A 14,074-nucleotide genomic window follows, 5' to 3' on the forward strand; every position below is an offset into this window, starting at 1 on the left:
CGCGGTCTTATGACGCGAAATGCACACCTTTTTGTCTTCAGGAGCCCCCTTATGCGAATCCCTGCCGCCCTGGCCGCATGCCTCCTTGCCGCTGGCACGGCGGTCGCCCAGGCACCCTCTCCCACACCCTCTGCAGCGCCATCCGCCCCGGCCGACGGCGCCGCCGCTGCGGCCTGCCCGCCCACCCTGCAACACACCTTCCCGCGGCTGCAGGACGAAAAACCACAATCGCTGTGCCAGTACGCGGGCAAGGTGGTGCTGGTGGTGAACACCGCGAGCTTCTGCGGCTTTACCCCGCAATACAAGGGGCTGGAGGCGCTGGACAGCAAATACCGCTCGCGCGGGCTGGTGGTGCTGGGCTTCCCGTCCAACGATTTCTCGCAGGAATCGGGCTCGAACAAGGAAATTGCCGACTTCTGCGAAAGCACCTTCGGCGTGAAGTTTCCGATGTTCGCGAAGTCCTCGGTGCGCGGCGCCAATGCCAACCCGCTGTTCAAGCAGCTGGCGCTGGCCTCCGGCACCACGCCGAAGTGGAATTTCTACAAATACCTGATCGGGCGGGACGGCAAGGTGGTGCAGGCCTGGTCGAGCATGACGGCGCCCGACGAGAGCGCCTTCGTCAAGGTCATCGAGAGCCAACTCGCGGCGGGGGGCTGAGGGCCTTGCCCGCTGTGAACTAACGGTCACAAACGTTTACCACTGGAGGGGGAACCGGGCTGGCACACTGTGCTCATATCGGACGAGGGCAGCAAATGCCTTCCAGTTTTCATGTTGCGAGGTCTTCCAGGCGTCTTGTCTGGTCGAAATCCCGAGGCGATTCTTCTCCTCCTCCCTCCCTCCCTCCTTCGCGTCGGGGCGCCTCGCAGCATTTTTGTATTTCCCGCACGGGCGGGGCGCGGCAGACACCGGCGCCCTGAAACGAAAAAGGCGCCTCTGGCGCCTTTTTTCATGGTTGGGTGTCGATGAAGCTGGGCCGCAGCATCAGCTTGTCGTACAGCTTTGCGAGGTTGGAGTGGCGGTTGCGCCAGTCGATCTCGGGAAAGCGCAGCCCCAGCCAGCCCAGCGCGCAGCCCACGGCGATGTCCGAGAGGCTCAGGTGGATGCCGCTGCAAAAGGGCTTGTCGGCCAGCCCCTTGGCCATGGCGGCGATGCCGCCTTCGACCTTGGCGCGCTGGCGCTCGATCCAGGCGGCGCTGCGCTCGCCGTCGCTGCGGCCGGACCAGGTGGCTTCCAGGCGCCAGAGAACGCCGGCGTCCATGACGCCGTCGGCCAGCGCTTCCCAGGTCTTGACCTCGGCGCGCTCGCGGCCCTGCTGGGGAATCAGCTTGCCCACGGGGGACAGGGTGTCGAGGTATTCGACGATCACGCGCGAATCGAACATCGCGTCGCCGCCTTCCATGATGAGGCAAGGCACCTTCCCCAGGGGGTTGGAGTGCGCGATGGTGGTGTCGGCCGCCCAGACGTCCTCGATCACGAACTGGTAGTCGAGACGCTTCTCGGCCAGCACCACGCGCACCTTGCGCACATAAGGGCTGGCGGCCGATCCGATCAGTTTCATGAAAGCTCTCTCCCCTTGCTTTGATTACGTTTGTTCATGATCATTTTAGGGGAAGGGCCAAGGAGCGGGCCCCGATCCGTGGCAAACGTGCATCGGCGGCAAGCCACCTAAAATTCGGGGAATGAGCTTCTCCACCGTTTCCGCCCTCTCCCCACTTGACGGCCGCTATGCGGCCAAACTCGCGGCCTTGCGCCCGCTGATGAGCGAACAGGGCTACATGCACCGGCGCGTGCAGGTCGAAGTGGCGTGGTTCATCGCGCTGTCGGACTGCGGCTTTGCCGAATTCAAGCCGCTCACGGGCGGCGCCCGCAAGTACCTGCTGGGCTTGGTTTCCCACTTCTCGGAGGCCGACGCGCTGGCCATCAAGGACATCGAGAAGACCACCAACCACGACGTGAAGGCGGTCGAGTACTGGATCAAGTCCAAGTTCGAAGCCCGGCCCGAGCTGCTGGCCGCCGCCGAGTTCGTGCACTTTGCCTGCACCAGCGAAGACATCAACAACACCAGCCACGCGCTCCAGATCCAGGCCGCACGCGAAAAAGTCATGCTGCCCGCCATCGACGGGCTGATTGCCAAGCTGCGCGAAATGGCGCACCAGTTCGCCGGCGTCTCGATGCTGTCGCGCACGCACGGCCAGACCGCCAGCCCGACCACCGTGGGCAAGGAAATCGCCAACGTGGCGGTGCGGCTCTCGAAGGCGCGCGCGCAGATTGCCTCGGTGCAGCTGCTCGGCAAGATGAACGGCGCCGTGGGCAACTACAACGCCCACCTGGCGGCCTGGCCCGACTTCGACTGGGAGGCGTTCAGCCGCAAGGTGATCGAAACGCCGGCGCCGCTCGGCCTGGGCCTGAACTTCCAGCCCTACAGCATCCAGATCGAGCCGCACGACTACATGGCCGAGCTGTTCGACGCGGTGGCGCGCGCCAACACCATCCTGGTCGACTTCTCGCGCGACATCTGGGGCTACGTGAGCCTGGGCTACTTCAAGCAGCGGCTCAAGAAGGGCGAGATCGGCTCCTCGACCATGCCGCACAAGGTCAACCCGATCGACTTCGAGAATGCCGAGGGCAACCTGGGCCTGGCCAACGCGGTGCTGCGCCACCTGAGCGAGAAGCTGCCGATCAGCCGCTGGCAGCGCGACCTGACCGACAGCACGGTGCTGCGCAACATCGGCGTGGCCTTCGGCTATGCCACGCTGGCCTACGCGAGCCTGGCCACGGGCCTGGGCAAGCTGGAGCTCAACGAAGAAGCGCTGGCCGAAGACCTCGACGCCTCGTGGGAAGTGCTGGCCGAGCCGATCCAGACGGTGATGCGCCGCTTCGGCGTGCAGGGCGCCTACGAGCAGCTCAAGGAAGTGACGCGCGGCAAGACCGTGACGGCCGAGGCGCTGCACGGCCTGATCCGCTCGCTCGACATTCCCGAAGCGGAAAAGGAACGCCTGCTTGCCATGACGCCCGCGAGCTACGTGGGCAAGGCAGCGGAGCTCGCCAGTAGAATCTAGCCTCCCCGCACGCCGATGCCGCAGCCGCCCGAGGGCGGCTGTTTTCGTCGTGCCACGCCCCCTTTTCAGCCAACGCGCCCCCTGCGGCGCGCCAGCCAACAACCAGACGGGGCTTTTTCGAAGTCCCTTTTGTCCATGCTGCGCGCCCCCCTGAGACGCCTCTGGCTCAAGATTCACCGCTGGATCGGCCTTTCGCTCGGTCCGGTCCTGGCCCTCACAGCGCTGCTTGGCGCCGTGCTGGTGGTGGCCTTGCCGATCGACCGCTATGCGCATCCCGCGCTCTTCGTCGCGCGAAGCGCGGCCGATGCGGGAACGACAACGGCCGCGCTGCCGCTCGAGCCGCTGCGCCAGCGCATCCTGGCCGAGTTCGGCCCCGGCACCAGCTTCACGCTGCGCCCGCCGCGCACCCCGCGCGAGACGCTCTGGGTGTATGTGCGCGGACCCTGGGACGGCACGCTCTATCTCGACCCCGCCACCGGCGCGGAGCAAGGCCGGCGCGGCTCGCACGAGGGCGCCTACAACCTGCTCTTCGAGCTGCACAGCAGCCTGCTGCTGGAAGACACGGGCAAGGGCATCCTGGCCTTCGTGGCGCTGGCCTACCTCTTCCTGCTGGTCACCGGCCTGGTGCTCTGGTGGCCCACGCGCTGGCCGCCGTCGCTGCGCATCGTGCTGAACCGCGGCCTGCTGCGCGGGCTGTTCGACCTGCACCGCATCGGCGGCGCGGTGCTCGGGCTGGTGATCGCGGTGTCGATCTTCTCGGGCGCCTACATGGCCTGGCGGCCGCTCGGCGGCTTCATTTCCACCGCCATGGGCCAGGAGCTGGTCAAGCCGCCCGTAGTTCCGAAGGGCCCCGCAACAGGTCTTCCGCGGCTCTCGCTCGACGAGCTCGTCGCCCGCGCCCAGCAGGTGTTTCCGGGCCAGCCGATCGGCTATGCCCAGGTGCCCGCCAAGCCGGACCGCCCGATGCGCGTGCGCTTCCGGCTGCCCGACGATCCGCATCCGAACGGCATCGGCTCGGTGTGGCTGCATCCGCTCACGGGCGAGGTGCTGGCGGTGCGCCGCTGGCAGGACCTGGACGCCGGCAGCGGCGCGGTGGTGGTGATCTATCCGCTGCACACGGGCGAGCTGGGCGGGCTGGTGCACCAGGCCATCACCGTGCTGCTCGGCCTGGCGCTCGGCGGCCTTGGCCTGAGCGGCATCTGGCTCTGGTGGCGGCGCCGTGCGGTGGCCGCTGCGGCCCGCGACATCGCCCTTGCCAACAACCGCACGAGCTCCTGAGCGGGACGTCGCGGCTTTCGATTTACTGATATCCGAGGAGAAGCCTTGTTCAAACAAAAGAAGTGCGCCGCGCTGGTCATGGCGCTGTTCCCCATCAGCTTCCAGAGCCTGGCGGCCGAAGCCGAGCCGGCCGGTTCCGCGTCCGGCGCGAAGTCGCTGGAGGCGGTGACCGTCACCGGTGACTGGCTCGGCACGCCCAGCGAGACCAAGGTGCTCGAGCACCCGGGCGCGCGCAGCATCATCGAGCGCACGCAGATCCAGGAAAGCGGCGCCACCAGCGTGCGCGAGGCGCTGCGCCAGGTTCCCGGCGTGCAGGTGCAGGAGAGCAACGGCACGGGCGGCAGCGACATCTCGCTCAACGTGGGCGTGCGCGGCCTCACCTCGCGGCTGTCGCCGCGCTCGACCATCCTGCTGGACGGCGTGCCGCTGGCCTATGCGCCCTACGGCCAGCCGCAGCTGTCGCTGGCGCCGCTGTCGCTCGGCAGCCTGGAAGCGGTCGACGTGGTGCGCGGCGCGGGCTCGGTGCGCTACGGCCCGCAGAACGTGGGCGGCATCATCAACTTCGTGACGCGCCCGATTCCCAAGCAGTTCGCGGGCGAAGTGAGCGTGGGCGTGGAAAGCGCGGGCCACGGCGGCGGCACCAAGACCACGCCCAGCCTGTTCATCGGCGGCACCAACGAGAACGGCCTGGGCCTGGCGCTGCTCTATTCGGGCACGCATGGCGACGGTTTTCGCCGGAGCAACGACCACACCAGCATCGACGACCTGATGCTCAAGGGCGCCTACCGCCTGTCGAAGACCGACGACATCGCGGTGACGCTGCATCACTTCGAGGGCAAGGGCCGCATGCCGGGCGGGCTGACCACCGCGCAGTTCGCGGCCGACCCGTTCCAGTCGGACCGTCCGTTCGATGAATTCTCGGGACGCCGCACCGACGGCTCGGTCAAGTACACGCACGACGACGGCGTGAACAAGTTCGAGATGCTGAGCTACTACACGGACTCCTACCGCAGCAGCTACCTCGAGCAGGAAGGCACCGGCGCCAACGCCGGCCAGCGGCGCCTGACCTCGGCGCCACGCAATTACAAGACCTACGCCTTCGAGCCCCGCTACTCGCGCCTGATCGATTCGGGCAGCGTGGTGCAGGAGATCAGCGTCGGCGCGCGCTACCTCAAGGAAGAGGCCTCCGAGGTGGCGACGCGCAGTGGCTACTACCGGCCGAGCCCGGGTTTCGACGCCTACACGCTGGCCCAGCGCGCCTACCAGTCGAGCAAGGGCGGCACCACCGCCCATGCGTTCTACATCGACGACCGCATCGACTTCGGCAACTGGACGGTCACGCCCGGCGTGCGCTACGAATCGATCCGCTCGCACAACGACGTCTTCACGCTCGCGAACGGCCGGGTCACCGGCGCGAACTACCCGAAGATCGACTCCAACGAAGTGCTGCCGACGCTGTCGGTGCTCTACCGCATGAACGAGCGCTGGTCGGTGTTCGCGAACGCCGGCGTGTCGTTCGGGCCGCAGCAGTACGCGCAGCTCGCGCAGTCCACCAGCGGCCTGCACCCCGAGAAGGCCAAGACCTATGAGATCGGCACGCACTACAAGGGCGAGGCCTGGAGCGGCGAGCTCACGCTGTTCAACATCAACTTCGACAAGGAACTGCTGCTGGCCCGCTCCATCACCGGCGACGTCGGGCAGTGGACCGACCTGGGCGCCACGCGGCACCGCGGCCTGGAGTCGGCCCTGCGCTACCAGCTCGGCAGCCTGAGCGACTCGCTCAAGGGCCTGTCGGTGTCGGCGACCTACACCTACACGCAGGCCATCGCCAAGGCCGGGGCCTTTGCCGGCCGCGACCTGCCCTTCTACTCGCGCCAGGTGGCCACGCTCGGCGCGCGCTACGAGCGCGGGCCGTGGACCTTCAATGCCGACGTGTACGCGCAGTCGAAGCAGCGCTCGCCGGGCTCGCCCGACGACGGTGCGCAGTACATCACGCTGGAAGACTCGACCGGCCGGCTCGGCAACATCCCGGGCTACGCCACCATGAACCTGCGCGCCGCGTACGACTTCGGCCCCTCGATGAGCCACCTGAAGCTGGCCGTCGGCGTCAAGAACCTGTTCGACCGCCGCTACTACAACCGCTCGGTCGACAACAACGGCGGCAAGTACGTGGGCCAGCCGCGCACGGTGTACCTGCAGGCCTCGGTGGCGTTCTGACGCGGCCCGTGGGGGCGCATACACTCGCGCACCCATGGCCCTCAAATCCACCATCTTCAAGGCCGCCCTCGCGGTGGCCGACATCGACCACGGCTACTACGCCGACCATGCGCTGACCCTGGCGCGCCACCCGAGCGAGACCGACGAGCGGATGATGATCCGGCTCGTCGCGCTCGCGCTCAACGCGCACAAGCTGCAGGACGTGTGCAACGGCGACGGCACGCTGGCCTTCGGCGCGGGCCTGTCGAACGTGGACGAGCCCGATGTCTGGCTGCGCGACTTCACCGGCGAGACCAAGCTGTGGATCGAGGTCGGCCAGCCCGAGGACAAGCCCGTCATCAAGGCCTGCGGCAAGGCGGACGAGGTGATCGTCTACTGCTTCAACCATGCCGCCGAGATCTGGTGGCGCGGCATCGAGAACAAGCTCTCGCGGCCGCAGAACCTGCAGGTCTACCGGGTGCCGACGGAAGCCTCGCAGGCGCTGGCAGCGCTCGCGCAGCGCAGCATGCAGCTGCAGGCGACGATCCAGGAGAACACGCTGACGCTGGGCGACGGCACGAACAGCATCGACGTCGAACTGCTGCGCTGGAAGTAGCTCAGGCCACCGGCATCATCGCGCCGCAGTGCCAGCACTGCTCGAAGCCGCCTTCGATGCGCTCGCCGCAGGCGCACTGCCAATTGCGCTGCGGCCGATGCTGGGCCGCATGCAGCACCTGCTGCGCGCGCTCGAACTGCGTTTCGTCGTCGATCCAGATCTCGGGCAGGCACTGGTCGGGCGGCAGCTGGCCCATGACGGCGCCCAGGTATTCGCGCTGCACCGTCGCCTCCACGCCCTCCTCCCGCAGCGCATGCACCCACAGGGCGGCGATCGCGAGGTTCGGAGCCTGGGCAAGGCGGCGCATGGGGCGGCCTCTTTCAGGGGGTGTCGTCGGGGCCGAGGGGTTCGGCGGGATCGTCGGGCCACTGCGGCGGCTCGGCCTCGCGTGCACGCTCCGCGTACTTGTTGAAGCGCCAGGCCGAGTCTTCCATGGTGATGCGGCGCCAGGTCACGCGCTTTTCGGCCGGCGTCATGGCGGGCCAGTGCTGCACCTCGTCGAAGCTGCGCCCGCAGCCCTTGCACTGGTCGTCGCCCTGGCTGGTGGAGCAGATCGCGATGCAGGGGGTGTCGGGCGTGCTGTGGTACCAGTCGAGCCAGGCGGCCCAGGCCTTTTCGGGAAAGCCGAACTCGTCGACCTCGTCCTCGTGGTGGAACACCATGAGCGCGTAGACCTCGGCCAGCGCGCGCAATTCGGGCGCCAGCGTGATGCCGTCGGGCGAGGGGCTTTTCTCCCGCCAATGGTTGATGGCGGCCTCGATGTCGGTGATGTGAATGGCGGCCATGAAGAGAGAAAAATCAGCGAGCGGCGATCATAGTCCGGCAATGTCCCACGTCAGCCGAAGGTTATAGGAGCTACAAAACCCATAGCGCCGCAGCCCCTGTTCATACGGCCTTCGAGAGCATTCTTTTTGAGGCCCAAAAATTTTCAGGTTGCCAGAACAGGGGCCGCGATGCTCTAATCCCGCCCACGAAGGGGAGTAGCTCCCGACCGCCGCGCACAACGGCGGAAATCGACAGGTCGTCAATACGAAGCACAACACTTCCGGCCTGTCGGGCAACACGTGCCCTCCGGGGTGCGCGCTGTCGAGCAAGACCTTCGATTTGAACCTGCGCAGGTTTGGTCGAAGCGTTCCAGAAATCCCCGGTCTTCATTGCCCGGTCTTCGCCATCGCTTCGACATTCCTGCACGGGATGGATCGAAATGCAACGCATGCGCCGGACCGCCGCCATCCAGCCTAGGATGGACGGACCGCGCGAAGACAAGAGGAATCTATGGAACAGTTCATGACCCCGGAATTCTGGGTCGCGGTCGGTCAGATCATCATGATCGACATCCTGCTCGGTGGCGACAACGCCGTCGTCATTGCCCTGGCGTGCCGCAAGCTGCCGCCCGCGCAGCGCACCAAGGGCATCCTTTGGGGCACGGCCGGTGCCATCGTGCTGCGGGTCATATTGATCTTCTTCGCGCTCACGCTGCTGGCCATTCCGTTCCTGAAACTGGTCGGTGCCGCACTGCTGGTGTGGATCGGCATCAAGCTGCTGGCACCCGACCATGACGACGCGCACGGCAACATCCAGAGCAGCGACAAGCTGTGGGGCGCGGTCAAGACCGTGATCGTGGCCGACCTGGTGATGAGCGTGGACAACGTGATTGCCATTGCCGGTGCCGCGCAAGGCGCCGGCCAGGCCCATCAGATGCCGCTGGTGATCTTCGGCCTGCTGGTGAGCATTCCGATCATCGTCTGGGGCAGCCAGCTGGTCATCAAGCTGATGGACCGCTTCCCGATCATCATCACGCTCGGCGGCATGCTGCTGGGCTGGATTGCCGGCACCATGGCTGTGTCCGACCCCGCGCTGGCGAACACCGCGGCCTGGACCTGGGTGCCGAAGCTCCCTCAGACCGACACCATCAGGTACGCCGCAGGCATTGCCGGCGCGCTGCTGGTGCTGGCCGTCGGCAAGTGGGTGGCCGTGCGCCAGGCTCGCCAGAAGCCGGCCGAAGCCGCCACGTCGTCGAGCTGACGGCCGCCTAACCACTTGAAGGAGCACCCATGGAAAAGGTCATTCTGTACGTCGACGACGCCGGCTACGCGGCCGAGCAGTTCGCCGAGCTTGCTCCGGACGCCAACAGCGTCGTGGCACGCCATTGGGTACTGGTGGCCTGCGCTCCGCGCATGACGCACCGCATCAGCAAGTGGGTGAGCCACAGCGCGCGCGAGAACTGGCGCGCCAAGTGGTTCAGCAAGGTGCAGGCGCAATTGCTGCCGCTGCTCGAGCGCAATGGCGGACAGGTGACGCCGGTGCTGGCGAAGGGCCCGCTGGCCGAACTGACGCAGCAGCTCAAGCGCGAGCATGCGGCCACGCTGGTGGTCGATGCGCGCCGCCCCAAGATCGGCGTCGACCTGGAGCCGGTCACGCTCGACCAGGCGCCTGCGCGCCAGTCGGGCTGGGCCTTTCCGGGCGCCGTGATGGGCATGGGTGCGCTGCTGGTGCTGGCGAACGAACTGGCCGAATAAGGACGCAACCTCTCCCTGACGAGCCCCGGCGCGGCAACGCTCCGGGGCTCGTTGTTTTGGGGGCTCTGGGGTATCCTGCGCCGCATGCGCATCATCATCAAATGGCTGCTCAGCGCTGTCGCGCTGCTGGCGGTGGCTTATCTCTACAGCGGTGTCCAGGTCAACAGCTTCGGCTCCGCGCTGATTGCCGCGGCCGTCATCGGCCTGCTCAACATGGTCGTGCGGCCGGTGCTGGTGGTGCTGACGCTGCCGGTCACCATCGTCACGCTCGGGCTGTTCCTGTTCGTGATCAACGCGCTGCTGTTCTGGGCCGCGTCGGGCCTTTTGTCCGGCTTCCAGGTCAGCGGCTTCGTGGCGGCGCTGATCGGCTCGCTGATCTATTCGCTGCTGGGCCTGGTCATCGAGGCCGCGCTGGGCGGCCTGCTCTCCAAGGGCTGAGCCGCCAGGGCGGGCGGCGCTTTCGCGCTGCCCGGCTTCACCTCAGCGGCGGCTCCTCGGCCTGCCGCTTCACCAGCACCTCCACGGCCCGCGCGCGGGTGTCGATGATCGACGCCTCGTAGTGGTCGACGGGCACGCCGGGCTTGCGGATCAGCTCCTGCGCGGCCTTGAGGCGGTCGCGTGCGGCCGGGTAGTCGAGGATGGCCACGTTGGCCTCGGCATCGGCGCGCACCGCGCGCACCGAATCGTTCTGCGCGCCATACAGGTTGGCCAGGGCCCGCCAGACGGTGGCGTCGCGCGGATTCGTGGCCACCCAGTCGCGCAGCACCGGCACCATGGGCCCGGGCTGGCGCGTGGCCACGGCGGCATCGGCCGCGAGCAGCATCTCCGGACGTTCCTTCGACTTGGCGTCGAGCAGGCTGGCGGCCTTGGGGGCGCCGCCGCCGGCCAGCTCGATCTCGGCATGGAGCCAGCGCGCCAGCTTGGCGGCCGAGGCGTCGTCGGCCGTGCGCGCCGTCAGCCGCTCGGCCATGGCTCGCGCGGCGCGGAAGTCGCGCAGTTCCTTGGCCGACAGCGCGGCCGCGTAGAGCGTGCCGGCCTGCTGGGCCGCGCTGCTCTTGGCGAATTCGCCGCTGGAGGCCGCATCCACCCACAGCCGCAGCACGTCGACGCCCGGCCGCGTGAGCACGCGGGCGCGCGCGGCGATCATGGCGTGGTCCATGGCCAGCGGCATGGCCGGGGCGGTATCGGGGCGGAACTGGAAGCGCCCCTGCATGTCCGAGATGCGCTCCGACGTGAGCGGATGGCTGCGCAGGTAGGGGTAGGAGCCGTTGTCGTTCAGGCGCGAGGCGTACTGCAGCTTTTCGAACATGGCGGCCGCGCCCTGCGGCGCGAAGCCCGCCTGCGTCATCACGCCAAAGCCGACGCGGTCGGCCTCACGCTCCATGTCGCGCGAGAAGCTCAGCTGGTTCTGCATGAACAGCACCTGGCTGCCCATCATCACGGCCTGGCCCGCATCGGCGTTGCGGCTCTTGCTGGCCGCGATCATGCCGAGGATCAGGCCCGCCAGCATCAGCGGCATCTGCTTGCCCTGCTGGTTCATGATGCGCGAGATGTGGCGCTGCGTGACGTGCGACAGCTCGTGCCCGAGCACCGTGGCCAGTTCGTCGCGGCTGCCCACCGTGGCAATCAGGCCCATGTTCAGGCCCAGGTAGCCGCCCGGCAGCGCAAAGGCATTGATGTTGCGGTCGCGCCCCAGCAGGATGGTCCAAGCAAAGCGCTCGTCGAGCTCGGGCGTGAGCTCGCCGCGCTGGCGGGCGGCGGCCAGCAGGCGCTGCCAGATGTCCTGCACGTAGGCGGCGACCACCGGGTCGTCGATGTAGTCGGTGTCGCGGTAGAGCTCGCGCGCAATCTGGTCGCCCAGCTGGCGCTCGGCGCTGGCGGTCATTTCGCCGCCGTCGCCCAAGCCCGGCAGCACCTGCATCTGGGCGCGGGCCGGTACCGGCAGCAGCACCTGGCACGCTATCAAAACGGTAGCACAGAGCGACCGCAGTGTGGGCGCGGCGGAAGTCTTTTTGGTGGCAAAGGGAGTCAAGCGCGGCATTCCTCGTCCATGGCTCGGGCTCGTATGATGCACCTCTACACCCGAACGTTCACACATGAGTTCCCTCACCCATTTCGATGCCCAGGGCCAGGCCCACATGGTCGACGTCGCGGCCAAGCCCGCCACCCATCGCGTGGCCGTGGCCACGGGCCGCATCGAGATGCAGCCCGCCACGCTGGCGCTGATCGAATCGGGCACCGCCAAGAAGGGCGACGTGCTCGGCATCGCCCGCATCGCGGGCATCCAGGCCGCCAAGAAGACCAGCGACCTGATCCCGCTGTGCCACCCGCTGGCGCTCACGCGCGTGGCGCTGGCGTTTGCGCTGGCCGAAAAAAGCAACGCGCCGCAGGTGGTGTGCACCGCCACGGTCGAGACCGTGGGACCGACCGGCGTCGAGATGGAAGCGTTGACCGCCGTGCAGGTGGCGCTGCTCACCATCTACGACATGTGCAAGGCCGTGGACCGCGGCATGCGCATCACCGACGTGCACGTGCTGGAAAAGCATGGCGGCAAGTCGGGGAGCTACCTGGCCGCCCCCTAAAGCCTAGGGCGCCTGCCCGTCCACCGGCAGCCCCTTCAGCCAGCGCTCGTACTCCGCCGGAAAGGCGATGCGGAAACGCTCCGCCTGGTCACGCGCCTCCTCGCTCCGCCCCATCAGCTCGGCGCTCTCGATCAGCTTGACGATCACGCGCGGCTCGGGTGAGAAATGCAGCGTGCGCTCGGCCAATGCATGCATCGCCGCGGCGTTGGCCGGCGTGACGGCCGTGAGCGTGAGTTCGGCAAAGTCGACCTGCCTTGAGAAGAGCCACGATTTCCTGGCCTTGGCGAGCGTGCCGTCCTCATAGGCCGGCAGGCGCTCGTCGCGCGCCAGGTAGATCTGGCTGATGCGGATGTAGTCCCAGGTGGCATAGCCGACCACCGCCATCAGCACCGCGGCCGCGATGGAAGACAAGACAGGCGGCAAAGCCATGCCGCCACCCCGCGCCGGCCACAGCATGCCCAGGCACAGCCCGAACACCAGCTGGAACGGCCCGTACCAGAGCGGATATTCGAGCAGGCTGTGCAGCGCGATCGCGCCCAGCATGCCCCACGCCATGAGCCGCACCGGATCGCGCTCGCGCCAGGGCCTGGCCGCCAGCACCATCCAGAGAAAGCCGCCGCAGATCAGCACCGACGCCGGAATGCCCAATTCCACCGCCAGATGCAGCGGCAGGTTGTGCGCGTTGTCCAATATCTCCGGGAAGCGCGGCCCGTCGTACAGCGTGCTGTAGTGCGCGAAGGCCAGCTCGCCCCAGCCCCACCCCGCAAGCGGATGCGCGGCAATCAGCGAGAGCACATTGCGCCACAGGATCATCCGCGTGTGGTCGCCCGGCGCGCCCTCTTGCAGCCGCTGCATCATGCCCTCGACCTCGCCCGCCGCCAGCTGCGGCAGCAGCCAGGCGATGGCGAAGTAGACCGGCACCATCGCCAGCAGCACCAGCGGCGGCGGCAGGCTGAAGGGCGGCGTACCGGCGCCATCCGGGGCCACGCCGCGGCGCTCCCGCCGCGCAATGAACGCGGCAACGCCCACGATCGACAGCAGCTGGAGCAGGCCCGTGCGCGAAGTGGACGCCGCCGCAGCCACCAGCAGCAGCAGCGCCGCCGCCACCAGCCAGCGCCGAATGCGCGCCGAGGGCTGCGCAGCGTAGATCCAGAGCGCAGCCACCAGCGCCATGCTGATCAGCGTGGCGAACTGGTTGCGCTGGCGCAGGTTGCCATACGCCTGGCCCAGCGCGGGCGTGGTGGTCCAGGGCACCAGCGGCTCGGCCAAGCCGTAGTACTGGAGCAGGCCGAGCACCGCGCTGACGAGGCCGGCCACCAGCACGCCCACCGCCAGCACCCCCGAGGTGCCCGGCCCGCCGCGCACCATGCCCGCGCCCACGCAGGCCGCGGCCGCCATGGCGGCGAGCACGACCACCGCCGGCAGCCATGCGGCGGCGCCGGTGTGCGGGGAGGAAAAAAGCACGACCGCCGCCGCTCCAGCGCCCAGCCAGGCCCAGATGCCGCGCGCCGGCACGGCGGCAGGAATGGCCAGAAGCATCGCCGCCAGGCAGACCCAGGTGGCCAGCAGCTGCCAGGCCTGGACCGACGGGCCGGCCACGAGCGGACAGAGAAACGGAAACGCCACCAGCCCGGCACGCACGGCGCCGACGGCTTTAGGCGAGAGAGCGGCCGCCTCGGCAGGCGCTGCGCGGGAAGTCATTCCGCCAATTGTGCCGACCGGCCGGGCCGACGAATGGCGGCGGGTGGGAGACGAGCGGTTTTGCGGAAAAACACATTTGGAGACATTCTTAGACAACTGTCTACAACTGTTGCCCGCCCTCCG

At 68.0% G+C, this 14,074-nt stretch carries 14 protein-coding genes; 9 read left to right on the forward strand and 5 right to left on the reverse strand.

The features are described from left to right. The first annotated feature begins 51 nt into the window (after positions 1-51). The gene (locus tag RZE77_RS26900) at positions 52-657 is read left to right on the forward strand and encodes a glutathione peroxidase (protein ID WP_319440019.1); all 606 of its coding nucleotides are present in this window, start codon (positions 52-54) and stop codon (positions 655-657) included. A gap of 289 nt (positions 658-946) precedes the next feature. Here the strand turns inward: RZE77_RS26900 and RZE77_RS26905 are convergent, their stop codons facing one another. Then, entirely contained in the window at positions 947-1,558 is a 612-nt protein-coding gene (locus RZE77_RS26905) for a glutathione S-transferase N-terminal domain-containing protein (RefSeq protein WP_124959114.1), read from the reverse strand. A gap of 121 nt (positions 1,559-1,679) precedes the next feature. Here RZE77_RS26905 and purB point away from each other — a divergent pair, with 121 nt between their 5' ends. The 4 genes from purB (at position 1,680) to RZE77_RS26925 (ending at position 7,149) form a co-directional block, all read left to right on the forward strand. Then, on the forward strand, positions 1,680-3,059 hold the full coding sequence (purB, locus tag RZE77_RS26910) for an adenylosuccinate lyase (protein WP_319440020.1): 1,380 nt from the start codon (positions 1,680-1,682) through the stop codon (positions 3,057-3,059). Positions 3,060-3,194: 135 nt separating this feature from the next. After that, positions 3,195-4,337, forward strand: a complete 1,143-nt coding sequence (locus tag RZE77_RS26915; RefSeq protein ID WP_319440021.1) for a PepSY-associated TM helix domain-containing protein — start codon at positions 3,195-3,197, stop codon at positions 4,335-4,337. A gap of 78 nt (positions 4,338-4,415) precedes the next feature. Next, positions 4,416-6,554 carry a TonB-dependent receptor family protein gene (locus RZE77_RS26920; RefSeq protein WP_319442419.1) on the forward strand — a complete coding sequence of 713 codons (2,139 nt, stop codon included), beginning with the start codon at positions 4,416-4,418 and terminating at the stop codon, positions 6,552-6,554. Positions 6,555-6,588: 34 nt separating this feature from the next. Further along, positions 6,589-7,149 (forward strand): YaeQ family protein, encoded by a 561-nt coding sequence (locus RZE77_RS26925; RefSeq protein ID WP_319440022.1) that lies wholly within the window; start codon positions 6,589-6,591, stop codon positions 7,147-7,149. Position 7,150: 1 nt separating this feature from the next. Here RZE77_RS26925 and RZE77_RS26930 read toward each other — a convergent pair whose 3' ends face one another. Next, a complete protein-coding gene (locus RZE77_RS26930) occupies positions 7,151-7,456 on the reverse strand; it encodes a putative signal transducing protein (protein WP_015867910.1) in 306 nt (101 codons plus the stop codon). Between the two features lie 13 nt (positions 7,457-7,469). Beyond that, complete coding sequence (locus RZE77_RS26935; RefSeq protein WP_125965383.1) at positions 7,470-7,934, reverse strand: DUF3717 domain-containing protein; 465 nt, start codon at positions 7,932-7,934, stop codon at positions 7,470-7,472. A 490-nt stretch (positions 7,935-8,424) separates the two neighbouring features. Between RZE77_RS26935 and RZE77_RS26940 the strand changes: the two genes are divergently transcribed. The 3 genes from RZE77_RS26940 to RZE77_RS26950 all read left to right on the forward strand — a co-directional run bounded on the left by RZE77_RS26940 (position 8,425) and on the right by RZE77_RS26950 (position 10,106). Beyond that, a complete protein-coding gene (locus tag RZE77_RS26940) occupies positions 8,425-9,174 on the forward strand; it encodes a TerC family protein (RefSeq protein WP_319440023.1) in 750 nt (249 codons plus the stop codon). Between the two features lie 29 nt (positions 9,175-9,203). After that, entirely contained in the window at positions 9,204-9,668 is a 465-nt protein-coding gene (locus RZE77_RS26945) for a hypothetical protein (protein ID WP_319440024.1), read from the forward strand. A gap of 84 nt (positions 9,669-9,752) precedes the next feature. Then, positions 9,753-10,106: a phage holin family protein gene (locus RZE77_RS26950; protein WP_125965381.1), complete on the forward strand. Its 354-nt coding sequence runs from the start codon at positions 9,753-9,755 to the stop codon at positions 10,104-10,106. Positions 10,107-10,143: 37 nt separating this feature from the next. On the opposite strand, the gene RZE77_RS26955 is transcribed toward RZE77_RS26950, so the two are convergent. Further along, complete coding sequence (locus RZE77_RS26955) at positions 10,144-11,709, reverse strand: M48 family metalloprotease (protein ID WP_319440025.1); 1,566 nt, start codon at positions 11,707-11,709, stop codon at positions 10,144-10,146. Positions 11,710-11,764: 55 nt separating this feature from the next. On the opposite strand from RZE77_RS26955, the gene moaC reads away from it, so the two are divergent. Continuing rightward, positions 11,765-12,250, forward strand: a complete 486-nt coding sequence (gene moaC / locus RZE77_RS26960; RefSeq protein ID WP_319440026.1) for a cyclic pyranopterin monophosphate synthase MoaC — start codon at positions 11,765-11,767, stop codon at positions 12,248-12,250. A gap of 3 nt (positions 12,251-12,253) precedes the next feature. Here the strand turns inward: moaC and RZE77_RS26965 are convergent, their stop codons facing one another. Then, positions 12,254-13,951 (reverse strand): PglL family O-oligosaccharyltransferase, encoded by a 1,698-nt coding sequence (locus RZE77_RS26965; protein ID WP_319440027.1) that lies wholly within the window; start codon positions 13,949-13,951, stop codon positions 12,254-12,256. Between the last annotated feature and the right edge of the window lie 123 nt (positions 13,952-14,074).

The organism is Variovorax sp. SPNA7 (assembly GCF_033807855.1).
Classification (GTDB): Bacteria; Pseudomonadota; Gammaproteobacteria; order Burkholderiales; family Burkholderiaceae_C; genus Variovorax; species Variovorax beijingensis.

Coding starts and splice junctions, on each gene's coding strand:
- RZE77_RS26965 (WP_319440027.1), bottom strand. CDS start 13,951: ATGACTTCCCGCGCAGCGCCTGCCGAGGCGGCCGCTCTCTCGCCTAAA.
- moaC (WP_319440026.1), top strand. CDS start 11,765: ATGAGTTCCCTCACCCATTTCGATGCCCAGGGCCAGGCCCACATGGTC.
- RZE77_RS26920 (WP_319442419.1), top strand. CDS start 4,416: ATGGCGCTGTTCCCCATCAGCTTCCAGAGCCTGGCGGCCGAAGCCGAG.
- RZE77_RS26925 (WP_319440022.1), top strand. CDS start 6,589: ATGGCCCTCAAATCCACCATCTTCAAGGCCGCCCTCGCGGTGGCCGAC.
- RZE77_RS26940 (WP_319440023.1), top strand. CDS start 8,425: ATGGAACAGTTCATGACCCCGGAATTCTGGGTCGCGGTCGGTCAGATC.
- RZE77_RS26905 (WP_124959114.1), bottom strand. CDS start 1,558: ATGAAACTGATCGGATCGGCCGCCAGCCCTTATGTGCGCAAGGTGCGC.
- RZE77_RS26950 (WP_125965381.1), top strand. CDS start 9,753: ATGCGCATCATCATCAAATGGCTGCTCAGCGCTGTCGCGCTGCTGGCG.
- RZE77_RS26945 (WP_319440024.1), top strand. CDS start 9,204: ATGGAAAAGGTCATTCTGTACGTCGACGACGCCGGCTACGCGGCCGAG.
- purB (WP_319440020.1), top strand. CDS start 1,680: ATGAGCTTCTCCACCGTTTCCGCCCTCTCCCCACTTGACGGCCGCTAT.
- RZE77_RS26955 (WP_319440025.1), bottom strand. CDS start 11,709: ATGCCGCGCTTGACTCCCTTTGCCACCAAAAAGACTTCCGCCGCGCCC.
- RZE77_RS26915 (WP_319440021.1), top strand. CDS start 3,195: ATGCTGCGCGCCCCCCTGAGACGCCTCTGGCTCAAGATTCACCGCTGG.
- RZE77_RS26930 (WP_015867910.1), bottom strand. CDS start 7,456: ATGCGCCGCCTTGCCCAGGCTCCGAACCTCGCGATCGCCGCCCTGTGG.
- RZE77_RS26900 (WP_319440019.1), top strand. CDS start 52: ATGCGAATCCCTGCCGCCCTGGCCGCATGCCTCCTTGCCGCTGGCACG.
- RZE77_RS26935 (WP_125965383.1), bottom strand. CDS start 7,934: ATGGCCGCCATTCACATCACCGACATCGAGGCCGCCATCAACCATTGG.